General features: G+C 72.3%; 22 protein-coding genes and 1 tRNA gene. 11 read left to right on the forward strand and 12 right to left on the reverse strand.

The features are described from left to right. Positions 1-391: 391 nt before the first annotated feature. The 4 genes from ACZ50K_RS02740 to ACZ50K_RS02755 all read left to right on the forward strand — a co-directional run bounded on the left by ACZ50K_RS02740 (position 392) and on the right by ACZ50K_RS02755 (position 4,487). A complete protein-coding gene (locus tag ACZ50K_RS02740; RefSeq protein WP_468896629.1) occupies positions 392-1,042 on the forward strand; it encodes an HNH endonuclease family protein in 651 nt (216 codons plus the stop codon). 202 nt (positions 1,043-1,244) lie between these two features. Beyond that, entirely contained in the window at positions 1,245-2,903 is a 1,659-nt protein-coding gene (locus tag ACZ50K_RS02745; protein WP_468896632.1) for an alkaline phosphatase D family protein, read from the forward strand. A 181-nt stretch (positions 2,904-3,084) separates the two neighbouring features. After that, a complete protein-coding gene (locus tag ACZ50K_RS02750; RefSeq protein ID WP_468896634.1) occupies positions 3,085-3,717 on the forward strand; it encodes a DedA family protein in 633 nt (210 codons plus the stop codon). Between the two features lie 275 nt (positions 3,718-3,992). Continuing rightward, positions 3,993-4,487 carry a hypothetical protein gene (locus ACZ50K_RS02755; RefSeq protein WP_468896636.1) on the forward strand — a complete coding sequence of 165 codons (495 nt, stop codon included), beginning with the start codon at positions 3,993-3,995 and terminating at the stop codon, positions 4,485-4,487. 34 nt (positions 4,488-4,521) lie between these two features. On the opposite strand, the gene ACZ50K_RS02760 is transcribed toward ACZ50K_RS02755, so the two are convergent. Further along, a complete protein-coding gene (locus ACZ50K_RS02760; RefSeq protein WP_468896638.1) occupies positions 4,522-4,749 on the reverse strand; it encodes a DUF2277 domain-containing protein in 228 nt (75 codons plus the stop codon). A 190-nt stretch (positions 4,750-4,939) separates the two neighbouring features. Here ACZ50K_RS02760 and ACZ50K_RS02765 point away from each other — a divergent pair, with 190 nt between their 5' ends. Further along, positions 4,940-6,313 carry a TerD family protein gene (locus ACZ50K_RS02765; RefSeq protein WP_468896641.1) on the forward strand — a complete coding sequence of 458 codons (1,374 nt, stop codon included), beginning with the start codon at positions 4,940-4,942 and terminating at the stop codon, positions 6,311-6,313. A gap of 73 nt (positions 6,314-6,386) precedes the next feature. Here ACZ50K_RS02765 and ACZ50K_RS02770 read toward each other — a convergent pair. Beyond that, positions 6,387-6,461, reverse strand: a tRNA-Val gene (locus ACZ50K_RS02770). A 65-nt stretch (positions 6,462-6,526) separates the two neighbouring features. Here ACZ50K_RS02770 and ACZ50K_RS02775 point away from each other — a divergent pair. The 5 genes from ACZ50K_RS02775 to ACZ50K_RS02795 all read left to right on the forward strand — a co-directional run bounded on the left by ACZ50K_RS02775 (position 6,527) and on the right by ACZ50K_RS02795 (position 10,465). Next, positions 6,527-7,819, forward strand: coding sequence for a hypothetical protein (locus ACZ50K_RS02775; protein ID WP_468896644.1), 1,293 nt, complete (start codon positions 6,527-6,529; stop codon positions 7,817-7,819). Positions 7,820-7,907: 88 nt separating this feature from the next. Then, positions 7,908-8,483 (forward strand): DUF4383 domain-containing protein, encoded by a 576-nt coding sequence (locus ACZ50K_RS02780; RefSeq protein WP_468896647.1) that lies wholly within the window; start codon positions 7,908-7,910, stop codon positions 8,481-8,483. A gap of 101 nt (positions 8,484-8,584) precedes the next feature. After that, positions 8,585-9,202, forward strand: coding sequence for a bifunctional 4-hydroxy-2-oxoglutarate aldolase/2-dehydro-3-deoxy-phosphogluconate aldolase (locus tag ACZ50K_RS02785; RefSeq protein WP_468896650.1), 618 nt, complete (start codon positions 8,585-8,587; stop codon positions 9,200-9,202). Further along, complete coding sequence (locus ACZ50K_RS02790; RefSeq protein ID WP_468896653.1) at positions 9,199-10,260, forward strand: sugar kinase; 1,062 nt, start codon at positions 9,199-9,201, stop codon at positions 10,258-10,260. Before ACZ50K_RS02785 ends, ACZ50K_RS02790 begins: the two co-directional genes overlap by 4 nt. Next, positions 10,247-10,465, forward strand: a complete 219-nt coding sequence (locus tag ACZ50K_RS02795) for an FmdB family zinc ribbon protein (RefSeq protein ID WP_468896656.1) — start codon at positions 10,247-10,249, stop codon at positions 10,463-10,465. Before ACZ50K_RS02790 ends, ACZ50K_RS02795 begins: the two co-directional genes overlap by 14 nt. Before the next feature lie 2 nt (positions 10,466-10,467). Here the strand turns inward: ACZ50K_RS02795 and ACZ50K_RS02800 are convergent, their stop codons facing one another. From ACZ50K_RS02800 to ACZ50K_RS02815, 4 genes are read right to left on the reverse strand one after another with little or no spacing between them, the layout of a single operon-like run. Next, a complete protein-coding gene (locus ACZ50K_RS02800) occupies positions 10,468-11,139 on the reverse strand; it encodes an O-methyltransferase (RefSeq protein WP_468896659.1) in 672 nt (223 codons plus the stop codon). Next, positions 11,136-11,957: an HAD family hydrolase gene (locus ACZ50K_RS02805; RefSeq protein ID WP_468896662.1), complete on the reverse strand. Its 822-nt coding sequence runs from the start codon at positions 11,955-11,957 to the stop codon at positions 11,136-11,138. Before ACZ50K_RS02805 ends, ACZ50K_RS02800 begins: the two co-directional genes overlap by 4 nt. Beyond that, positions 11,954-14,509 carry a phosphoribosyltransferase gene (locus ACZ50K_RS02810; protein ID WP_468896664.1) on the reverse strand — a complete coding sequence of 852 codons (2,556 nt, stop codon included), beginning with the start codon at positions 14,507-14,509 and terminating at the stop codon, positions 11,954-11,956. Before ACZ50K_RS02810 ends, ACZ50K_RS02805 begins: the two co-directional genes overlap by 4 nt. Beyond that, the gene (locus tag ACZ50K_RS02815) at positions 14,509-15,702 is read right to left on the reverse strand and encodes an HpcH/HpaI aldolase/citrate lyase family protein (protein WP_468896667.1); all 1,194 of its coding nucleotides are present in this window, start codon (positions 15,700-15,702) and stop codon (positions 14,509-14,511) included. The genes ACZ50K_RS02810 and ACZ50K_RS02815 overlap by 1 nt, the downstream gene beginning before the upstream one ends. A gap of 237 nt (positions 15,703-15,939) precedes the next feature. On the opposite strand from ACZ50K_RS02815, the gene ACZ50K_RS02820 reads away from it, so the two are divergent. Then, positions 15,940-16,743: a TerD family protein gene (locus tag ACZ50K_RS02820; RefSeq protein ID WP_468896670.1), complete on the forward strand. Its 804-nt coding sequence runs from the start codon at positions 15,940-15,942 to the stop codon at positions 16,741-16,743. A gap of 51 nt (positions 16,744-16,794) precedes the next feature. Here ACZ50K_RS02820 and ACZ50K_RS02825 read toward each other — a convergent pair whose 3' ends face one another. The 6 genes from ACZ50K_RS02825 to ACZ50K_RS02850 all read right to left on the reverse strand — a co-directional run bounded on the left by ACZ50K_RS02825 (position 16,795) and on the right by ACZ50K_RS02850 (position 21,177). Further along, positions 16,795-17,535: a TerD family protein gene (locus ACZ50K_RS02825; protein ID WP_468896673.1), complete on the reverse strand. Its 741-nt coding sequence runs from the start codon at positions 17,533-17,535 to the stop codon at positions 16,795-16,797. Positions 17,536-17,618: 83 nt separating this feature from the next. After that, positions 17,619-18,734: a DUF475 domain-containing protein gene (locus ACZ50K_RS02830; protein ID WP_468897189.1), complete on the reverse strand. Its 1,116-nt coding sequence runs from the start codon at positions 18,732-18,734 to the stop codon at positions 17,619-17,621. Between the two features lie 25 nt (positions 18,735-18,759). After that, complete coding sequence (locus ACZ50K_RS02835; RefSeq protein WP_468896676.1) at positions 18,760-19,335, reverse strand: TerD family protein; 576 nt, start codon at positions 19,333-19,335, stop codon at positions 18,760-18,762. A 106-nt stretch (positions 19,336-19,441) separates the two neighbouring features. Then, positions 19,442-20,017 carry a TerD family protein gene (locus ACZ50K_RS02840; protein WP_468896679.1) on the reverse strand — a complete coding sequence of 192 codons (576 nt, stop codon included), beginning with the start codon at positions 20,015-20,017 and terminating at the stop codon, positions 19,442-19,444. A gap of 125 nt (positions 20,018-20,142) precedes the next feature. Beyond that, positions 20,143-20,601, reverse strand: a complete 459-nt coding sequence (locus ACZ50K_RS02845; protein ID WP_468897191.1) for a peroxiredoxin — start codon at positions 20,599-20,601, stop codon at positions 20,143-20,145. A 150-nt stretch (positions 20,602-20,751) separates the two neighbouring features. Continuing rightward, complete coding sequence (locus ACZ50K_RS02850) at positions 20,752-21,177, reverse strand: DUF3052 domain-containing protein (RefSeq protein ID WP_468896681.1); 426 nt, start codon at positions 21,175-21,177, stop codon at positions 20,752-20,754. Positions 21,178-21,316 lie beyond the last annotated feature (139 nt).

Here is a 21,316-nt window from a genome sequence, read left to right on the forward strand (position 1 = left end):
CTGTACGTAACAAGGACTCTGCGGCCGAAGGTCTCGCTGGCCTGCCGCTGACGCGGCCTGCCTCCGGGCGCCGGCTGGAGTGACCCAGCAGTATGTCGACGGTCCGGCGAAGAGCTACTCCCCTTCTGCGCTTCCAGCGTACCGGACGCCCGGCCACCCCCGGAACGGTCTTTCGACCCTCTCGCCCCGCTCCCTCCCGGAATCTCCGGACACCCGTCCCACCGGAATCTCAACTTCCATTTGAGTAGAGCCAGTTGCATGCCTTGATGTGACGTGCCCATGTCGCCACGCTGTCATCTGGCGCCCACCCTCATGACACCTGGCGCCGACAGCATGGCCGGGCCCCACCGGGGCCGCACGGCCGCCCACCCCCCGCACCAGGGAGTTCCCCATGACCCTCAGCTCCAAGGTCTACGCGCGTCGCGCTGGCGTGCTCGCCTCAGTTGCCGCCCTCGGCGTCACGGCCCTGATCACCGCCCCGGCCGCCCAGGCCGCCCCGCCGGCCCCGATCAGCGCCGCCGCGGCCCGCTCCTACCTGGCCACGGTCACCCCCCAGGCGGAAGGTTCCTCCAGCGGCTACAGCCGCGACCTGTTCCCCCACTGGAGCACCGTCTCCGGCAGCTGCAACACCCGCGAGCACGTCCTCAAGCGCGACGGCGTGAACGTGGTCACCGACTCCGCCTGCGCCTCGGTCAGCGGCAGTTGGTACTCCGAGTACGACGGCGCCACCTGGACCGCCGCCTCCGACCTCGACATCGACCACGTGGTCGCGCTCTCCGAGGCCTGGCGCTCGGGCGCCAACTCCTGGACCACCAGCAAGCGCCAGCAGTTCGCCAACGACCTCACCCGGCCGCAGCTCATCGCCGTCACCGACAACGTCAACCAGGCCAAGGGCGACCTCGACCCGGCCGAATGGCTGCCCTCCCGCACCGCCTACCGCTGTACGTACGCGCGCAGCTGGGTCCACGTGAAGCAGTACTGGGGCCTGACCATCGACTCGGCCGAGAAGACCGCCCTGCTGAACGTCCTGAACGGCTGCTGAACCCCGCCCCGTCCTCCCGCGCGCTCCCCCGCACGGGAGGACGGGTCTCCCCCACACGGGAGGACGGGTCTCCCCCACACGGGGGGACGGGATTCCCCCCGCTCGGGGGAGGATCTCTCCCCCGCGCAGGGGAAGCCACACTCCCCCTCCGAGCCGTAACGTGATCCTTGGGATCAAGGGGCGACTGAGGAGGGGGAGTTGCATGCCGGTGCTGCGTCTGGGACCACTGCTGCGACACATCGACCGGAACACCGGCGACACCGCCACGGTGTGGGTGGAGGCCGACCGGCCGTGCACGGCGCGGGTGCAGTGCGCCGACGGGTCGGGCGGCAGCGCGCGCACGTTCCAGATAGCGGGCCATCACTACGCCCTGGTGCCGGTCACCGGCCTGACCCCGGGCAGCACCACGTCCTATGAGGTGCTGCTCGACGAGGTCCCGGTGTGGCCGCTGCCGGAGAGCCGGTTCCCGCCGAGCACCATCAGCACCCCGGTCCCGGCCGGTCCGGGCCGGCCGGGTCAGGAGCTGCGGGTCTCGTTCGGGTCCTGCCGTCAGGCGGCGCCGCCCGCCGACTCCCGGGGACCGCACGGACCGGACGCCCTGGACACCCTCGCCGCCCGGCTGGCCGCCGAACCGGAGGCGGTCCGGCCCGATCTGCTGCTGCTCCTCGGCGACCAGGTGTACGCGGACCGGCTGTCCCGGGACACCAAGCGGTGGCTCGCGGCCCGCCGGGACCTCCGCGAACCCCCCGGGGCCCAGGTCGCGGACTACGAGGAGTACACCCGGCTCTACTACGAGTCCTGGCTCGACCCGGAGATCCGCTGGCTGCTGTCCACGGTCCCCAGCCTCCAGATCTTCGACGACCACGACGTGATCGACGACTGGAACACCAGCGCCGCCTGGCTGGCCGAGATGCGGGCCACGCCCTGGTGGCAGGAGCGGGTGCTCAGCGGACTGATGTCGTACTGGGTGTACCAGCACCTGGGCAATCTCTCCCCGGCCGAGCTGGCCGCCGACGAACTGTTCCGGGCCGTCCGGGAAACCCCGGACGGGACGGACCCGCTGCGGGCGTTCGCCGCGGCCGCCGACGCCGATCCGGGCGCGGTGCGCTGGAGTTACCGGCGGGACTTCGGCCGGGTCCGGCTGCTGATGGTGGACACCCGGGCGGCCCGGGTGCTCGCCGAGGGCGGGCGGGCCATGCTCGACCCGTCCGAACAACAATGGCTGCGGGAGAACGCCCTTGACCTGCACGGCCAGTACGACCACCTGCTGATCGGCTCCTCGCTGCCCTGGCTGCTGCCGCCACTGGTCCATGACGCCGAGGGCTGGAACGCCGCGCTGTGCCGCGGGGAGCGGGGCGAACGCTGGGCTCGGATCGGGGAGAACCTGCGGCGGCGCAGCGATCTGGAGCACTGGGCGGCGTTCCCCGCCTCGTTCGCGGCGCTCAGCGATCTGATCGAGGAAGTGGCGACCGGCCCTCGGGCGCCCGCCACGGTCGCGGTCCTCTCCGGAGACGTGCACCACGCCTATGTGGCGGAACCCGTGATACCGACCACCTCCCAAGTGCTGCAGTTGACATGTTCTCCGGTCCACAACTCGATTCACACCACGGTGAAGTGGGGGTTCCGACTCGGCTGGTCGGGAGTGGGCCGCTGGCTGGGGCGGCTGTTCGCGAAGCACGGGCGGACCGGGCGGCCGCCGCTGGCCTGGCGGCGGACGGGCGGCCCCTGGTTCGGGAACCAGCTGATGACGCTGGTGCTTTCCGGCCGAACCGCACGGGTGAGCCTGGACCAGGCGCGACGGTCCGGGAAGGGCGCGAAGCTGGTCACCGTGCTGGACCGCTCCCTCACCACGCCGGAATGAATTCGTCCGGAACGGCCGGGTCAGGAGGGGTGTGTCCGATGTCCGGACGCACCACCTGCCCCGCCGCCGTCCGGCCGTCACTCCCGGCGTACGCTGTGTGGCTGTCAGCCGCCCCTGCCGCTCCCCCGCGACGTCGCGGCGCTTCTGCCGAGGCACGTCAACCGGACCGGGGAGTCCTGCTGTGTTCGAGACTGTGGGGTCGCTGACCACGAGCCCCTGGATCTACGCCCTCGTGGCCCTGTCCGTGGTGCTGGACGTGTTCCTGCCGGTGCTGCCGAGCGGGGTCCTGGTGATCACCGCCGCGGCGGCGGCCGCGGCCGCGGGTGCCGCCGGTTCCACCACGGCCGTTCCGGACCAGGTGCCGGACATCCTGGCACTGCTGGTCATCGCGTCCACCGCTTCGGTCCTGGGCGACCTGGCCGCCTACCGGCTGGCCTGGCGCGGCGGCGCCCGGCTGGACCGGGCCATCGCCCGCTCCCGCCGTCTGACCCGTGCCCAGGAACGCCTGGGCACGGCCCTGGCCCGGGGCGGCGGCGCCCTGGTGGTCATCGCCCGCTTCGCACCGGCCGGCCGGTCCGTGGTCTCCCTGGGCGCCGGCAAGACCCGCCGCAAGGTCAAGGAGTTCCTGCCCTGGTCGGCCCTGGCCGGCATGGCCTGGGCCGGCTACAGCGTGGCCCTCGGCTACTTCGGCACCCAATGGCTGGGCACCACCTGGCTGGGCACCGCCGTCTCCCTCGTAGCCCTCTTCGCCGCCGGCGCCCTAGCCGCCTACCTAATCCACCGCCACCCCCACCCCACCCCCACCACCCCCTAGTCCGAGGCCCGCCCGCCCCCACGGCCCGTAGCCGTCAGGGCCAGGGTCCTGCCCTGTCGGCCCGCATCCGCCCGCCCTGCTCCGGCGGACACCCGGCGGGTAGCCCGGACACCGAATGGGGCGGCGCCACTCCGGGTGGATCCCCCGGACGGCCCGACGAACTCACCCGTTCACCCGGCCCCGATCGCCGAACGGGGTCCCTGCTCCTAGCGTCCTGAGCACGGTGCGCGACCGGACGGCCGCGCCGCGTCGCCAGGGTTCAGAGGAGTTCCGCCATGCCCGCCACACACCGCATCCGCCGCCTGCCCGCCGTCGCCGCGGCGGCTCTGATCGTGCTCGCCGCGCCCGCCCCCGCGTTCGCCGCGCCGACCGCCTCCATGTCCGCGACCACGGTGGCCCCGGGCGGGCGGATCGGTCTCGACCTCCAGGGCTGCGGCAGCGGCATCAAGACCGGCAAGGCCTCCTCGACCGCCTTCGGCGACCTGTGGCTCACCCCGGGCAATCTCCAGGCCACCAACCTGTTCGGCACCGCCGTCATCTACGGCGACGCCCGGGCCGGCGTCCACCAGGTCGTCTTCGAGTGCGGCGGCAGCGGCGGCCAGCGGGTCACCCTGTCCCTCCAGGTCACCCCGGGCGCGGCCCGCGGCGGCACCGGCGGCAGCATCGACGGCATGAGCCCGGCCGAGATCGCCGTGGGCGGCTCCCTGGCCGCAGGCGCCCTGGCCACCGCGATCTGGCTGCTCCGCCGCCGCACCCTCACCAACCACTGACCACTGGCCACCGGCCACCGGGCCCGCAGGCAGCTCAGTCGGCGGCGGCCGCCCGCCCCCGCACCTGAAGGCTCCCCAACAGCTCCCGAGTCGCGTCGGCGACCGCCTCCACGGCGGCGTCGAACACCTCCCGGTTGTGGGCCGCGGGGTGGTGGAACCCCGACACCTTCCGCACGTACTGCAAGGCGGCGGCCCGAATCTCCTCCTCCGTGGCCTTCTCGGGAAGGGCGGGCGGACGCAAGGTCTTGATGCTCCGGCACATACCTCCACTATGCCCCCGCCCACCGACACCGCCGCCGCCACCATCGAGGGCCCCCAACCGGGATCGGTCGGGGGCCCTCGATGGTGGCCTCCTGCGGAACGGGACCTTCGCGAAGCCCCTGACTCTCCGGATCCCGTGTGGCAAGGTACCCGGAATCGGACGTGGAGATTCCGCGACGGGGGTGGACGGCATGGCAGAGCTCCGTAAGGGCGAGAACAGGGAAGTGGGCTCAGGGCGCATTACGGCCGAGCTGCACACCGTGGGTGTTCCGGTCGACCTCAGTGCGCTGCTGGTCACCGCGGACGGCAAGGTCAGGTCCGACGATGACCTGGTCTTCTACAACCAGCCCTCCGCCGAGTCCGGCGCCGTCCTGCACTTCGCCGCGGAAGCCGGAGTGCCTGAGCGCATCGAGTTGGACCCGTGCGCACTTCCCACGGACATCGATCGGGTCGTTCTCGTCGGTAGCTGCGATCCCGACGATGCGACTCGCACTTTTCGCGAGGTCGAGGAAGCGGCGGTGCACGCCGTCCAGCAGGGTGCTGATCCCATCCGCTTCCGCCCACCTCCCCTGACCGGCGGTGAACGGGCCGTGCTCCTGATGGAGCTGTACCGCCGGGGGCCGGTGTGGAAGCTCCGCGCCATCGGGCAGGGCTACGCGAACGGCCTGGCCGGCCTGGCCACCGACTTCGGGATTCAGGTCGAGGAGCCACAGGAATCCCCCGTGCTGGACCAGCCCGACGCGGGAGAGGTCGGCTTCATGCCGGACATCGCCAGTGCAGCGGTGCCGCCGCCCGAGCCGGTCACACGCGTGGCCGCCCCCGTGAGTCCGACGAGCCTGCGCAAGCCCCCACTTGGCAGGATCAGCCTTGCCAAGGGCAGCCAGGTCTCCATGAGCCTGGACAAGAACGACCGCGGGTTGGTGGTCACCGCCGCCCTGGAGTGGGACGGGGGAAGCGACCGACGCCGTCGGCAGGGCGCCGACCTCGATCTCTACGCCCTGTTCGTGCCCGCGTCGAAGGCCTTGCGCGGAAGGGACGCGCCCGGCACCCTCGCCAGATCCAGGCATGTGGCACAGGGAGAACCGCTGCGGCCCGGAGGGGCTGCGAAGTCGACCACTCCGGGGCACGCGAAAAAGGCCAAGGGCGGAGATGTCGTCTACTACAGACGCTTGGGCTCGGTCAGCAACCGCCCCTACATCCGCCTCGACGGCGATTCACGCGTTCCCGGGCGGGAATCACTGCGCATCGTCCGCCCCGACGAGCAGGGCTACGTCCTCTTCTGCGCCTACTCCGCGGTCAGCAACGGCATCGGATCATTCCGCAGTTTCGGCGCGAAGGTCGTCATCACGGACGGACGGGGTTCCACCGTCACCGTCCCGCTCTTCGAGAACACCAAAACCCGCTATTGGGTGGCCATCGCCCTCGTGGACTTCACCACGGCTGACGGAGCGGTGATCCACCACATCGAGGCCTACAGCGCCCGTATGACAGAACGCCGCCCGGTCCTCCACGCGGACGGCACCATCGAGATGAACGCGGGGCCCGTCGAATTCAAGCGACGGTAACCGGTGGCCCCCGGCTCGGCGGCGGGAGCGAGCACGAAGGCCCCCAACCGTGGTCGGTTGGGGGCCTTCGTGGTGGTGGGCGCGGACGGTTTCGAACCGCCGACATCCGCTTTGTAAGAGCGGCGCTCTACCCCTGAGCTACGCACCCGTGGATGAGTGGACAGCCTACATGGACTGCCTGGTCCCGACACAAACGCTCAACGGTGCGAGAGAATGGGGCCAGGCAGGTGGGGCACGGCGGACGCGTACGGGAGAGGGATTGTGACGACGGCATCCCGGCGGTGGTTCGGTGGGCGGGACGAGAGCCGGCGGGCGGAGGCGCAGGCGGCGAAGGATGCCGCCGCCGCCGCGTTCTACGAGCTGGACACCGCGCAGCGGGACCTGCGGATCTCCATCGAGGCGATCGCCGCGGCGGACGGGAGTCCGGCCGGACGGCAGGCCGTCGAGGGGTTCGGGGCGCTGGGGCGGCGGATCGACGAGGTCAGTCACACCTATATCCAGGCCGTCGACGCGCACGATCTGGACCGGGACGACCTGGACGGCGGGACCGCCGCGCGGGCGAAGCAGGAGCTGGTGCGGGCGCGGGAGGAACTGGTCCGGGTCCAGGGGGAGCTGGAGCGGTTCGCGGAGGGGCTGCGGCCGCTGCTGGACCGGGCGGAGAGCCAGCTGGCGCAGGTGGCTCCGGCCCGGGAGCGGGCGCGGGCCGCGCTGCTGGCCGCGAGTGACGCGCTGGACGCGGCGCGGGCGGGCGGGATGCGGGCCGATGACCTGGCGGCACGGCTGGCCGCGCTGGGCCCCGAGCTGACCAAGCTGACACAGGGCGCCGGGCAGCACGGCGTACCGGAAACCCTGCGGCGGGCCGACCGGATCCTCCGGGATGCCGAAGGGATACGTGCGGAGGCCGCGCGACTGCCGGAGCTGGCCGCGGAGATGGACCGCCGGCTGGTGAGCCTGCGGACCCGGGCGCAGGCGCTGCGCAACCGGGCGGAGCGGGTGGATCCGGTGCTGAGCGAGCTGCGGCGGCGGTTCAGTGCCGCCTGCTGGCAGGATCTCCAGCCGGTGCCGGACCAGGCCGCCCGCGATGTGGGGCAGGCCGAGGAGCGGCTGCGGGAGGCGGGGAAGGCGCGTGAGGAGCAGCGCTGGGCGGATGCCACCGCCCTGTTCGGGACGGTACGGGCGCTGCTGGACTCGGTGGACGGGGCGGTGTCGGCGGCGCAGGACCGGCTGGAGCGGCTGGAGGCGGTGGCCCGGGACCCGGAGGTGGAGGTGTCGCGGACCCGGTTCGCGATCCGGGACGCCCAGCGGCTGGCGATGGAGGGCCGCAGCGTCCCCGATCCGCGGCACGCCCGTCCTCTGGACGAGGCGGTGGCCCGGCTGGACCGGGCGATCGCGGGTCTGGAGGCCCGGCATCCGGACTACTGGCACTTCCTGCTGGAGACCGAGGCGGTCCGGGAGGCGGTGGGGCGGGTGGTGAACGAGATGCGTGCCCACCGCGGGCCCCGCTGAGCGGACCGGCCACGGCCTCGGCCAGGGCCCCCGCCCGCGCCCCGGTCGCCGAGTTGTCCCGAGCCCCGGGGCGGCGCAGGCTGGAGGCATGGTTGCCCATGTGGGAACGCGGTTGCGGCGGCCGGTGGGGGCCCGGTTGGACGAGCACCTGCCCGTGGACCATCGGCTGAGCAAGGTGTACCGGGTCGGCGCCGGGCTGACCGGTCTGCTGCTGCTCGCCTTCGGGATCCTGGGCCTGACCGGGAACATCGGGTTCTTCGACACCGGTGGGGACCGGGTGCTCGGGCTGAACACCAACGGCGCGCTGAGCGTGCTGTCGATCGTCGTGGGACTGCTGCTGTTCGCCGGGATGGTGATCGGCGGGAACTTCGCCTCCACCCTGAACATCGTGCTGGGGCTGCTGTTCATCGCCAGCGGGTTCGTGAACCTGGCCCTGCTGGACACCGGACTCAATGTGCTGGCGTTCCGGATCCCGAACGTCCTCTTCAGCTTCGTGGTGGGCGTGATGCTGATGTGGTTCGGGATGTACGGGCGGGTGGGGAGCGCGCTCCCGCACGACAACCCGTACTGGCAGGCCCGCCATCCCGAGGAATGGGCCCGGGAGCAGCGGGCCCGGGCCAGGGCACGCGCACGGGCGGGGCAGCCCGGAACCACCACCCGATAATTGCTATTCGATTAGCAATCGTGAAATCGTGGGGTTGCCCCGCAACCCTCCTCCTGCCGCCTCACCGAGGGACACCCCTCTGATCAGGAAGCAGGAACCCCATGGAGTTCGGCGCAGCGCTGCGGCAGGAGCGGCTGATCGCCATCGTGCGCGGCAGGGACGCGGAGGCGTCCTTCCGTACCGTGATGACCCTCGCCGAGGAGGGCGTCCCGCTGGTCGAGGTGTCGCTCAGCGGAACCGATGCCCTCGGGGTGATCGGGCGGGCCCGCCGGGAACTCGGCGCGACGGCCTGGCTGGGCGCGGGTGCGGTGCTGACGGCGGAGGACGCCCAGCGGGCCGCCGAGGCGGGCGCCAATCTGATGGCCACCCCCGGGCTGGGCGCAGGAGTGGACGAATCGGTACGGCAGGGCCTGCCGGTCCTCGCCGGGGTGATCACCCCGACCGAGGTCATCGCGGCCGGCGAAGCCGGCGCGGCCGCCCTCAAGCTGTTCCCCGGCACGGTGGGCGGACCCGCCTATCTGCGGGCCCTGCGCAGCCCCTTCCCCGGCCTGCCGTTCGTGCCGGCCGGCGGGGTGGACGCGGCCTCCGCGGCGGAGTACCTGGCCTCCGGGGCCGTCGCCGTCGGGGTGGGCGCCCCGCTGGTCGGGGACGCCGCCGACGGCGGGGACCTGGCCGGGCTGCGCAGGCGGGCCGCCGAGTTCCGGGCGGTCTGCGCATGAGCGCCGCCTACGGTACGGGGCGCGGGTTCCGTGGCCGCCGGGCCGTGCTCACGTTCGGCGAGACCGTGGTCGCGCTCCGGCCGGACGGCGGGCCGGAGGGGACCACGACGGACGTCGTGTCGGGCAGCAGCGTGTCGGGGGGCGTCGCGGACGTCGTCGCAGACGCCGTCGCGGGCACCGTGTCGGGTGCCGAGTCGGACGTGGCGATCGGGCTGGCCCGGCTCGGGCATCCGGTGCGCTGGGCCGGGGCCGTCGGCGAGGACGCGGCCGGCGAGCTGGTCCTGCGTACGCTCCGGGCCGCCGGGGTGGACGTGTCCGGGGCCTCCCGTGACGAGGGGGGCGCCCCGACCGCCGTTGCCCTGCCGGGCCCGCGGCCCGCACCGGAGCCGCGCCGGGCCCGCCACCGGCGGCCCGGAACGCGAAGGACCCCCGGATCCCCCCGATTCCCCGGATCCCTCCGATTCCCCGGATCCGCCGGGTCCCGGCTGCGGGCCTGTCAGGTGGAGCGGGCGTTCAGCGCCGCCCCGCCCGCCGTACTGCATCTGACCGGGATCACCCCGGCGCTGTCCCGCTCCGCCCGCTCGGCGGCCTCGCTGGCGCTGCGGCTCGCCGGTGAGCACTCGGCGCTGGTCTGTCTGGAGGTCCGCCATCGGCCCGGGCTGTGGAGCCGGGAGGAGGCCGCGGCCGTCCTGCGGGAGTGGGCGCCGTCCGTGGACCTGCTGATCGCCTCGGCCGACGAGCTCCCGCTGTGCCTGCCGGAGGGCGGGGCGGAGGCGGGCGCCGGTCCCGAGCGGTTGGCGGCGGAGCTCCGGGGACTGGGCATCGGCGAGGTCGTCGTGAAGCGGGGCCCGGCCGCCGCGACCGTCTACCCGGAGTTCGGCCCCCCGGTGCACGGCGAAGCACCGCCGTCCCCCGCCCCCGCCCACGGCGGCTTCGTGGCCGGCTATCTGTCCGCGCTGCTGGACGGCGAGGACACCGCCGGCCGGCTGGCCAGGGCCGTGAGGACCGCCTCCGGAATCCGGGAGGCGGGGCTACCATGCCCGCATGCCTCGCTATGAATACCGCTGCCGCACCTGCGACGACACCTTCGAGCTGAACCGGCCGATGGCCGAGTCGGGTGCGCCCGCCGACTGCCCCGCCGGGCACCCCGACACCGTCAAGCTGCTCTCCGCCGTCGCCGTCGGCGGCACCTCCGCGGCCCCCGCCGCACCCCGTGGCGGGGGCGGCGGGGGCGGCTGCTGCGGTGGCGGCGGCTGCGGCTGACCTCAGCCGGTGGCGGTGCGGCGGCGGGAGAGGGTCAGGCCGTCGGAGATGGCCAGCAGGACGCTCTCCATCCGCTCGTCCTGGCGGACGTGCTCGTTGAAGGCGCGGACCCCGGCCACCGATCCGGTCGCCGATTCGTCGATCACCCGGCCGTGGAACAGCGTGTTGTCGGTGACGATCAGGCCGCCCGGGCGGAGCCGGGGAACCAGCTCCTCCCAGTAGGCGATCTGGTTCTCCTTGTCCGCGTCCAGGTACGCCATGTCCACGTGCGGTTCGGCCGGCAGGGCCCGCAGCGTGTCCAGGGCCGGGGCGATCCGCAGGTCGATGCGGTCCGCGACCCCGGCCGCCGCCCAGGCCTCGCGGGCGACCTCGGTGAACTTCTCCGAGAAGTCGCAGGCCACGATCTGCCCGCCGGACGGCAGGGCCTGGGCCATCGACAGGGTGGAGAAGCCGGTGAAGGTGCCCACCTCCACGATGTGCCGGGCGCCCGTCAGCCGGACCAGGAAGGCCAGCAGCGGCCCCTGCTCCTCCGCCGACTGCATGTCCGCCCAGTCCGGGAACCGCTCCCAGGTGGTGGCGATCAGCTTGCGCCGCACCTCGTCCAGCGGCGGGTTCTGCGCCAGCATGTAGGCGTACAACTCATCGGTGATTCTTGTGCTGTTGCCCTTGGTCATGCGCCCAGTGTGCCAACCGTCCGGCCGAACTCCCTGATGATCCGCTCCCCGGCCAGCACCCCGGCCTCGGCCAGTGCCGTGACCGCCGGGGCCGTCCAGGCGGCCTCCGCCAGCTCGCCGTGCCCGGGCCGCCAGGCCCGGTCCGCCGCGAGCAGCAGGTCCGCGTCGAGCAGCGAGTCCCCGGCGGCCAGGGTGTGGGCGGCGCCGGTGCGCCGGGCCACCTCGCGCATCGCCGCGCTCTTGGTGAGCGGCCGCGGCACCGCGTAGATCTTGCGGCCCTGGAGGGAGACGGTCCAGCCGCGGGCCTCCGCCCACTCGGTGAGCGCCTTCAGCCATTCCCCGGGGACGAGGGCGCGTTCCACCACCAGATAGGCGAACAGGTCTTCCGCCACCCGGGACTTGCGCAACCATGCCGGGTCGGCGACGGCCGCCAGATGGGCCCGGACCTCCTCCAGCGGGGCGCATTCGCTGGCCAGCCGGGCGTCGACGGCCCGCCGCCAGTCCCGGTCCGGGACCCCGTCCACCAGCAGCTGTCCGCCGTTGGCGCAGATCGCGTACTCGGCCGGGCGGCCGGGGAAGGAGATCCGCTGGTACTGCTTGCGGGTTCGGGTGGTGGTGGGCACGAACACCACCGAGGGGTCCTCGGTCAGTTCGGTGAACAGCCCGGCCGCGGTCTCCGTCATGAACGACAGCGGCCGCCCCTCGTGGATCTCCACGCACAGCAGCCGGGGGGCCACCGGGTCCGGCATGGTCAGCCCGAGGGCCGCCGCCGAGTAGATGAGCGTACGGTCGAGATCGCTTGCAATCAGGACGGTCACGAGCTGGCCACGGCCTTTCCGTCGGCGCCGGTGGCGCCGCGAGTGAAGCGGGGGTGGATGAGTCCTACACAGGTGTACGGCAGTCCGTCGACCTCCTCGACCGGGACACCGCGCTGCTCGGCGAGCAGCCGGACGTGGTCCAGGTCGGCTCCGGCGCCGCGCTGCGCCAGGATCTTCCACGGCACCCGGCGCAGCAGCACCCGGGTGGTCTCGCCGACGCCCGGCTTGACCAGGTTGACGTCGTGGATGCCGTACTCCTCGCTGATGCGTTCCACCGCCGCCCAGCCCTCCCAGGTGGGCGCCCGGTCCGCGGCCAGGAGTTCCTTCACTTCCTCGTCCACCGCCTCGGCGACCTCGGCGAACCGTGCGGCCACCGTGTCGACGAAGGCGACCGAGACATCGGCCCCGGCCAGCTCCCGGTAGAACTTGGCGCCGTGGAAGTCCTGCGGTCCGACCAGGTCGGCGCGCAGCACGGTGCGGGATATCAGCCCGGACACGGTGGAGTTGAGGCAGGCGGAGGGGATCAGGAAGTCCTCGCGGGTGCCGTAGGTGGCCACGCAGCCGCCCGGGTCGGCGAGGACCACGACCCGCGGGTCGAAGGCGGTCCCGCCGTGCTCCTCCTGGTGGGCGGCCAAGGCGTCGCGGAGTTCCCGGGTGATGGCGCCCTTGCCGGTCCAGCCGTCGACGAAGACCACGTCGGCCGGGTCGTGGTGGGCGGCCAGCCAGCGCAGCGCGTTGGCGTCGATGCCGCGGCCGCGGACGATGGACACCGCGTAGTGCGGCAGGTCCAGCCCGTGCCGGTACCGGGCCCAGCGGCGCATCAGCACCCCGACCGGGGTGCCGGCCCGGGCCAGCGAGACCAGCACCGGGGACGGGCCGCGCTCGGCGAGCACGGTCTCGGTGACGGTGCCGACCGCGCGGGCGATCCGGCTCGCTGAGGCGGTCAGCGCGGCCTGGTACAGCTCCTGGTACCGGTCGCTGGGCTGGTACTCCACGGGCAGCGACTCGGCGTAGTGCGCGCCGCCGGCCTGGATGGCCTCCTCGCGCTCCTCGGTGGGGGCCTCCAGCCGTACCTCGGACAGGTCCTGGAGCAGCCAGCCGACGTCCTCGGGGGCGTAGGAGGAGAAGGCGGGGCCGCGCAGCGGCTCGGGCAGCATGGTCGGCTCCTGCCGGTCGGACGCGTCGGGAACGGGGTCGGGCAGGGGGACGTACGAGGGGATCACCGCGAGCAGCACCCGGCCGGTGTGCGGGCGCAGCCGCTCCAGCAGGCCGGTGTGCAGCTCGGGGGTGTCGCCGGCCGAGTCCACCACCGCGACCACGGTGTCGAAGCCGGCCCCGGCGACGTTGTAGGCGAAGCGGGGGCCCGGGCCGTCGGCCGGGGCGTCGTGGGCCGGGAACTCCAGCCGGGTGCGGATCGCGTATCCGGGGTCGTCCACGGCCAGCACCGGCGAGCGGGTGGTGGTGGAGAACCGGACCTCCTCGGCCGCGCCGGCCTCCTCCAGGGCGCCGGCCAGCCGCAGCGGCGCGTACATCAGCTCCTCGTTGCCGAGCACGAGCACCCGTCCGGCGCCGCCCGGGTCCGCCGCCAGGGCCTCCGCGAGCTGTGCGCCCAGCCGGGGCAGGGCCTCGTCCAGGCGGCGGCGGTGGTCGGCGGTGAAGCCGTGCCGGCCGCCGTCGGGGACTCCGGCGGGCCAGTCCAGGGCGATCCGCTCGGCGGGGCCGGCGGACACCGCAGCGGCCCCTTCCCGTGGCCGGTCGCGCCGGGCGGCCGCCCGGGCCTCGTACTCGGCGACCAGGGCCTGGCCGCGTTCCAGGATCCCCTCGGGGAGGTGCACGGTGCCGCCGGCCAGGGCGATCAGATCGACCCGGGCGCCGAGCTCGGCGGCGAAGCCGGTCAGCCGCTCCCGGTCGGCCGGGGACCGCATGTCGACCAGGGCGACCACCACGTAGTGCCCGCGCGGATGGCGGGAGTGCAGGTCGCGGATGGTGTTGAGGACGGTCTGGCCGGTGGAGAACTCGTCGTCCACCAGGACCAGCGGTCCGGTCCCGGCCAGCAGCCCGGGGTCCTCGGGCAGCAGCAGGTGCGAGGTGGCGTGGGAGTGGGACTCCTCGAAACCGCCGGCCGGGGTCACCCCCGGCACCGGGCGGCGGGTGGAGTGCAGATAGGGGGCCGTCCCGAGGCCGTCGGCCACGCAGTGGCCGAGGCCGGTGGCGGTCTCGGCGTAGCCGAGGACCACGGCCCGCCCGGCGTCCGCGCCGAGCAGTTCCCGCACCCGTACGCCGAGCCCGTACCCGGCGGCCCGGACCACCGACGGGGACTGTGGCACGTGCTTGCCCAGCACCCGGGAGACCAGCAGATGGGCCCGCTTGGGGTTGCGGCGCAGCGCCAGCCCGAGCAGCCCGGCCAGCTCTCCCGCGGAGCCGTCGCCGGATCCGTCGCCCGAACAGTCGCCGGGGCGGTCGCCCGCGCCCTCCAGCCGTACGCCGAGCCGCTCCGCGACCCAGGCACCCGACCACACCGTGTCGATCTCGTCGATCTTCTTGCCCTTCATCAGTACTGGAGCCCGGCGGTGAGGAGGTCGACGAAGCCGATCTCCTCCCGCGCCACCCCGAACACCTCGGCGCGCAGCATGGTGCGCTCGGCCCAGGCCCGGTGGGGCTTCACCTCGTTCATCTTGTTCGTGTAGGCGGAGCGCAGCACCCCGCCGCCGCCCCGCTCCGGCCGCAGGATGTCCTGGGCGTCGCTGTACTCCTCGTGGGAGACCACCGAGAGGGCGTGCACCGGGGTGGTGTGCGAGGGGTGGATGCAGGTCTTGCCGAGCAGTCCGTTGGCCCGGTCGAGCTCGATCTCGCGGAGCAGGCCGTCCAGGTCGTGCTCGATCAGGGCGGTGCGCAGCTCCTCGGCCTGCCCCTCCAGGAAGGGGCTGCGGCGCAGCTGGGGCTTGAACATGCGCTCCTGGTGCCGGAAGTACTCCCAGACCGGGCCGGTGACGGTGAACCCGGTGCCGTCGGCCCGGCTCAGCACGTTCACCACGTCGGCGATGACCCCGGCCACGATCTGGACGTCGTAGGCGGTCATGTCGGGGGTGCGGCGCAGTCCGTAGGCGGAGCAGAAGTCGGTGACCCCGAGGCGCAGGGCGAGGACCCGGTCCCGGTGCAGGTTGACCGTGCGGGAGATGCCGGCGAGGGCCTCCACCCGGGTCTCCAGGTGGAGCAGCTCCGGGGATTCGAGGACCGGCATGGCGTAGAGCCGCTGCCCGCAGAGCTCCTCGGCGGCGGTGACGGCGTCCAGGAAGGCGAGGCCCCGCTCCTCGGTGAATTTGGGAAGGACGAATCCGGCCAGATGCCGGACGCTCCCGCCGAGCCGGGCCACCAGGTCGGGGATCTGCTCGGGGGTGCGGATCCGGATGAAGAGCAGGGGGAGCTCGGCGCCGTCGGCGGTGGTGTCCGGCAGGCCGCCGGCGGTCGCGTCGAGCTCGGCGAACTGCCGGATCAGGTTCTCCTCGCCGCCCTCCACCTCGGCGTCGCCGATGGAATCCTCCAGGCAGAGGACCATGGAAACGACACCGCGGGCCGCCTGTTTGCGGATGTCGGCGGCCAGCCGGGGGCGGGTGGCCGGGCTGTACAGGGTGGCTCCGAGCGCGGCCGCGAGGGTGCGCACCGGGGAGGCCGCGGTGAACTCGCCGGGCTCCCGGTGGAAGAGGCCCTGACGGACCGCGGGCGGTATGTGCCCGAAATGACGCATGTGCTTCCCCCGTACTGCTTCGGCGGCGGCCCTACTGGCATGGCCGGTAATAGTACGTATGAATGAGAATCCAGAGTTCCCCGAGCACATGAAATCCAGGTAACCCCTCTGCACCATGCACGGACCCCGGCCGCCCGGCAAGCGGGGCGCGGACGGGCCGTCCGAAATGCGGTCGCCACGGGCCGCTACGGGGGGCCGCATTGTCCCGCTCCGCCCCGGGAGGGCAGGATGACGGGCATGACGCACGCGATGCAGAAGGGCTCCAACATTCCGGTGACCGCCTCGGCGGTCCGGGCGGTGTTGCGCTGGACCGGCGGCCCGGAGGTGCCCGACGTCGACGCCTCGGCGCTCCTGGTGGGCGCGGACGGCCGGGTGCGTTCGGACGAGGACTTCGTCTTCTACAACCAGCCCCGGCACCCCTCGGGCGCGGTGTGGCGGCTGGGCAAGAAGCAGATCGGCGAGGCGGTCACCGACGCGGTGCAGGCCGACCTGCCGGCGGTCACCCCGGTGGTGGACCGGATCCTGGTGGTCGCCTCGGCCGAGGACGTGCCCTTCGAGCAGGTCCGTGATCTGCGCATCCTGCTGTACGACGCCACCGGCACCGGCGGCTCCGAGCCGCTGGCCTACTTCGACGTGCGGCCCGAGACCGGCGCCGAGACCGCGCTGATCTGCGGGGAGCTGTACCGGCGGGGCGAGGGGTGGAAGTTCCGGGCGCTCGGCGAGGGCTACTCCAACGGGCTGGTGGGCCTGGCCACCGACCACGGCATCTCGGTGGACGAGCAGGCCGAGGACGGCGGCGAGGGGGCGGGCGGCCCGGGGGCCGCCGAGGCCACCACGGCCATGCGGCCGCCCACCCCCGGCCCGGGCACGCCCGCCGCGCCCCCGGTGCCGCCGGCGCCCCCCACCCAGGCCCCGCCGGCCGCACAGCCCGCGTACGGCTACCCGCAGCCGGTGTCCCCGGCCCCCGTGCCGGTCCCGGGGCCGGGCGGCGACCCGTCCTTCCGGCTGCCGCTGCAGGGCCCCCAGTTCCTCCGCCGGTAGCCGGGCGGCGCACCCGGGGCCGGGGCGGCCCCGGCCGCCCCGGCGGCGGGGCTACTTCTTGGCGGTCTTGTAGCCCCGGCCCCACTGGAGGCCCCAGCCGTAGAGGCGGTCCAGCTCGGCCTGGAAGCCGTAGACGAAGCGCACCTCGCGCCGGACGATCAGTTCGCCCTTGACGTTCTCCAGGGAGACCACCGCGCAGGAGCGGGCCTCGGGGGCCCGCTCGTCCAGGGCCACCTCGATCCGCGGGCCGGTGCCCGGGTAGAGGGTCACCATGGCGTGGGTCCGGTCGAAGGCCGGGGTCTGGTCGTAGATGTAGACGAAGACCAGCAGCCGTTTGATCTCCTCGGCGTGGTCCAGGTTCACGTAGAGGGTCTCGCCGGAGCCGGAGCCGAAGCGGTCGTCGCCGCTGAGCTTCACGTACGGCGGATCGTTGATGTCCCCGAGGAAGTCGCCGAGCGGCTGGACCACGCCCCGGCTGCCGTCGGCCAGCTCGTACAGGCAGCCGAGGTCCAGGTCGACGTTGACCATGCCCTGGGTGTGGGCCTGGACCATGTCGGGTTTGAAGAGTTTGAACGGATGGCGGAAGAACTGCCCGTTCCGGCCGGATCCGCTGTCGAAGTCGGAGGTCCGCATCCGCCAGGACAGGTTGACCCGGAGGTTTCCGGTGACCGCGCCCTGTTTGGTCAGGGAGACCGACGGGTGCCGCCGGGTCAGCTCGATCGCGTTCGACCCGGCACTGCCCGACTGGAACTGCGCGGCCCGGCCGCCCCTGAGTCCGTCGAAGAACCCCATGCCCTACCCCCCACTGGTCGGAAGACCACGACAGGGGCGGCCGGAGGGCCGCCCCTGTCAATGGTTCCGCATCAGCGGCCGGCTCATGCCTTGGCGCCGGCCGCCTCCTCCAGTTCCAGCCGCTTGTTGCGGCGAACCGAGGACCAGAACGAGGCGGCGATCAGCAGGATGCCGATGGAGCCGGTGATGATCTCGGTGATCTCGTGCTGGATGGTGATCAGCAGGATGACCGCGAGCGCGCCGATCGCGTAGTGCGCGCCGTGCTCCAGGTAGACGTAGTCGTCCAGGGTGCCCTCGCGGACCAGGTAGACCGTGAGGGACCGGACGTACATGGCGCCGATACCGAGGCCGAGGGCCATCCAGAAGATGTGGTTGGTGATGGCGAACGCGCCGATGACCCCGTCGAAGGAGAAGGAGGCGTCCAGGACTTCCAGGTACAGGAAGAGGAAGAACGCCGCCTTGCCGGCCAGGCCGACCGCGGAGACGGGCTTGCCCGCCGCCTTGGCCTTCTCCTCCTCCTCGTGCTCGCGCTCCTCCTCCTCTTCGAGTTTGTCCTCGAAGTAGGCGGAGAGACCGCCGACGATCAGATAGGTGATCAGACCGGCGACCCCGGCCAGCAGCACGGTGCCGGACTTGTCCGCGTGGCCGGTGCTGGTGTGCGCCTCGGTCGCGAAGGTCATCGCGGTGACCAGCAGGGCGATCAGGGCGATGCAGACCGACAGCATGTCGACCTTGCCGAGCTTGGCCAGCGGCCGCTCCAGCCAGGCCAGCCACTTGTGGTCACGGTCCTCGAAGATGAAGTCGAGGAAGATCATCAGAAGGAACATGCCACCGAAGGCGGCGATGGCCGGGTGGGCGTCGGTGACCAGCGCCTCGTACCGGGCGGGCTCGTCCAGGGCCAGCTGGACGGCTTCGATGGGCCCGACCTTGGCGCTGATCGCGACGATGGCCACCGGGAAGACCAGACGCATACCGAACACGGCGATGAGGATGCCGATGGTGAGGAAGATCTTCTGCCAGAAGGCATTCATCTTCTTCAGGATTCCGGCGTTGACGACCGCGTTGTCGAAGGACAGCGAGATTTCGAGGATCGACAGGATCAGTACGATCCCGAACGCCTCCCACCCCCACTGCCAGGCGGCGAAGGCGAGGCCGAGCGCCGTGACGGCGAACGACCAGCCGAAGGTTTTCAGAACCACTGGCACCCCATGCTCTTGTACGGCTTTACGAAACGTTGACCCCGAAGTCTAGAGCGATGCCCCGAAGGCCCGACGCGTACCCCTGCCCTACCGCCCGGAACTTCCATTCGCCGCCGTACCGGTAGACCTCGCCGAAGATCATCGCGGTTTCGCTGGAGGCGTCCTCGGAGAGGTCGTAGCGCGCGAGTTCCTGGCCGTCCGCCTCGTTCACCACGCGGATGAAGGCATTGGTGACCTGCCCGAAGGTCTGCCCCCGGTTGTCGGCGTCATGGATCGAGACCGGGAAGACGATCTTGTCGACCTCGGCCGGCACCCGGGTCAGGTCGATGATCAGCGACTCGTCGTCGCCGTCGCCCTCACCGGTCAGGTTGTCCCCGGTGTGCTCCACCGACCCCTCGGGGCTCTTCAGGTTGTTGTAGAAGACGAAGTACTGGTCGCCCAGCACCCGGCCGCCGTTGCACAGCAGCGCGCTGGCGTCGAGGTCGAAGTCCGCCCCCGTGGTCGAGCGCGCGTCCCAGCCGAGGCCCACCAGCACCCGGGTCAGGTTCGGTGCGGCCTTGGAGAGGGAGACATTGCCCCCCTTGGCGAGTGTGACGCCCATGATGTGTCCTCCCCGGTCGAGGTGGTGATGTGGCAACGCCGTCCGGCGCCGCGCACGGGTGAGGTGCGCGGCGCCGGACGGGTGAAGCAGGGGTGGCTGGCGCCGCTCAGACGTTGACGCCGAAGTCCTGGGCGATACCGCGCAGGCCCGAGGCGTACCCCTGGCCGATGGCGCGGAACTTCCACTCCGCCCCGTTGCGGTACAGCTCGCCGAAGACCATGGCGGTCTCGGTGGAGGCGTCCTCGGAGAGGTCGTAGCGGGCGAGCTCGGTGTTGTCGGCCTGGTTCACCACGCGGATGAACGCGTTGCGGACCTGGCCGAAGCTCTGCTGGCGGGTCTCGGCGTCGTAGATCGAGACCGGGAAGACGATGCGGTGCACATCGGCGGGCACACCGGCCAGGTTGACCTTGATCTGCTCGTCGTCGCCCTCGCCCTCACCGGTGATGTTGTCACCGGTGTGCTCCACGGAGCCGTCGGGGCTCTTCAGGTTGTTGAAGAAGACGAAGTTTCCGTCCAGGGCGACCTTGCCCTGGTCGTTGGTGAGCAGCGCGCTGGCGTCGAGGTCGAACTCGGTGCCGGTGGTGGTGCGAGCGTCCCAGCCCAGACCGACGATGATCGCCGTCAGGTTGGGGGCGGCCTTGGTCAGCGAGACGTTGCCGCCCTTGCTGAGGCTGACTCCCACGGGTCCTCCATAGGGTTGGTGTGGGGCGGGGCCCCGTCGTGCGGTTGCTACCGGATCAACGCTTGGATCCTAGTGACGGGTTCCCGTCGGGGGCACCCTTTGTGCCGGAAGTGCCGGAAAGCGCCTCAGAGCGCTTCGAGGGCCTTGGCGTAGTCGTTCAGGTCGCGGGCGTCGGGCAGGCCGTTGACCACGCTCCAGCGCACCACGCCCTCCTTGTCGATGACGAAGGTGCCGCGGACCGCGCAGCCCTTGTCCTCGTCGAAGACCCCGTAGGCCCGGGAGGTCGCGCCGTGCGGCCAGAAGTCGGACAGCAGCGGGTACTCCAGGCCCTCCTGCTCGCCGAAGACGCGCAGGGTGGGCACCGAGTCGTTGGACACGGCGAGGAGCTGGACCTCGTCGTTCTGGAAGCGCGGCAGCTGGTCGCGGAGCTCGCAGAGCTCCCCGGTGCAGACGCCGGTGAACGCGAACGGGTAGAAGAGCAGGACCACGTTCTTCTCGCCGCGGAAGTCCGAGAGCCGGACCGTGGCGCCGTGGTTGTCCTTGAGCTCGAAGTCAGGGGCCTTTTCGCCGACCTGGACCGCCATCTCTCGCATCCCTTCGTTCCCGCATCCCCGCGTTGGGCTGTTCGGGTGCACCCCACCTTAGGGGTGCCGCCCGCGGGAGCGGGAACGCAACGCCCCGCCGACCGGATCCTCCGGGGCGGGGCGTGGTTCCGCATGCGTGCGGGGCGCGGCTCAGCGCTTGGACTTGGCCACCTTGGGGGTGGCCAGCTTGGTGGCCGTCCACTCCTTGCCGATGGGGAGACCCTTGGCCAGCGAGAGGCCCGCGGTCTCGGCCGCCTCGCTGATGTCGCTGACCTCGACGAAGCCGGGCTTGCCGGTCTTCGGGGTGACCAGCAGGATCAGGGCGTCGTCCTCGACGAGCTCGGTGGCGTCGACCAAGGTGTCCGTCAGGTCGCCGTCGTCCTCCCGGAACCACAGCAGCACCGCGTCGGCGACGTCGTCGTAGTCCTCGTCGACGAGCTCCTCGACGAACTCCTCGACGACGTCACGGAAATCCTGATCGACGTCGTCGTCGTAGCCGATCTCCTGGACCACCTGTTCGGACTGGAAACCCAGCCGGGCGGCCAGGTTCTCCGCGTGGTCCGCGGTCGCGCTCACGGGGTGCCTCCTGCTCATGTTCGGTGAATGTCTTTCGGGCCGCGCGTACGCGCAGCATTGGGCGTAGTCCACACGGGCTCGGCGGATCGCGCAAGTACCCGGCGGTCGAGACCGTCGAAACGGTGACGATTACGGCCGT

This window comes from Streptomyces sp. NPDC033845, assembly GCF_055576225.1.

Coding starts and splice junctions, on each gene's coding strand:
- ACZ50K_RS02795 (WP_468896656.1), top strand. CDS start 10,247: ATGCCTCGCTATGAATACCGCTGCCGCACCTGCGACGACACCTTCGAG.
- ACZ50K_RS02785 (WP_468896650.1), top strand. CDS start 8,585: ATGGAGTTCGGCGCAGCGCTGCGGCAGGAGCGGCTGATCGCCATCGTG.
- ACZ50K_RS02835 (WP_468896676.1), bottom strand. CDS start 19,335: ATGGGCGTCACACTCGCCAAGGGGGGCAATGTCTCCCTCTCCAAGGCC.
- ACZ50K_RS02760 (WP_468896638.1), bottom strand. CDS start 4,749: ATGTGCCGGAGCATCAAGACCTTGCGTCCGCCCGCCCTTCCCGAGAAG.
- ACZ50K_RS02815 (WP_468896667.1), bottom strand. CDS start 15,702: ATGCGTCATTTCGGGCACATACCGCCCGCGGTCCGTCAGGGCCTCTTC.
- ACZ50K_RS02790 (WP_468896653.1), top strand. CDS start 9,199: ATGAGCGCCGCCTACGGTACGGGGCGCGGGTTCCGTGGCCGCCGGGCC.
- ACZ50K_RS02755 (WP_468896636.1), top strand. CDS start 3,993: ATGCCCGCCACACACCGCATCCGCCGCCTGCCCGCCGTCGCCGCGGCG.
- ACZ50K_RS02800 (WP_468896659.1), bottom strand. CDS start 11,139: ATGACCAAGGGCAACAGCACAAGAATCACCGATGAGTTGTACGCCTAC.
- ACZ50K_RS02820 (WP_468896670.1), top strand. CDS start 15,940: ATGACGCACGCGATGCAGAAGGGCTCCAACATTCCGGTGACCGCCTCG.
- ACZ50K_RS02845 (WP_468897191.1), bottom strand. CDS start 20,601: ATGGCGGTCCAGGTCGGCGAAAAGGCCCCTGACTTCGAGCTCAAGGAC.
- ACZ50K_RS02825 (WP_468896673.1), bottom strand. CDS start 17,535: ATGGGGTTCTTCGACGGACTCAGGGGCGGCCGGGCCGCGCAGTTCCAG.
- ACZ50K_RS02780 (WP_468896647.1), top strand. CDS start 7,908: ATGGTTGCCCATGTGGGAACGCGGTTGCGGCGGCCGGTGGGGGCCCGG.
- ACZ50K_RS02775 (WP_468896644.1), top strand. CDS start 6,527: ATGGGGCCAGGCAGGTGGGGCACGGCGGACGCGTACGGGAGAGGGATT.
- ACZ50K_RS02765 (WP_468896641.1), top strand. CDS start 4,940: ATGGCAGAGCTCCGTAAGGGCGAGAACAGGGAAGTGGGCTCAGGGCGC.
- ACZ50K_RS02740 (WP_468896629.1), top strand. CDS start 392: ATGACCCTCAGCTCCAAGGTCTACGCGCGTCGCGCTGGCGTGCTCGCC.
- ACZ50K_RS02745 (WP_468896632.1), top strand. CDS start 1,245: ATGCCGGTGCTGCGTCTGGGACCACTGCTGCGACACATCGACCGGAAC.
- ACZ50K_RS02810 (WP_468896664.1), bottom strand. CDS start 14,509: ATGAAGGGCAAGAAGATCGACGAGATCGACACGGTGTGGTCGGGTGCC.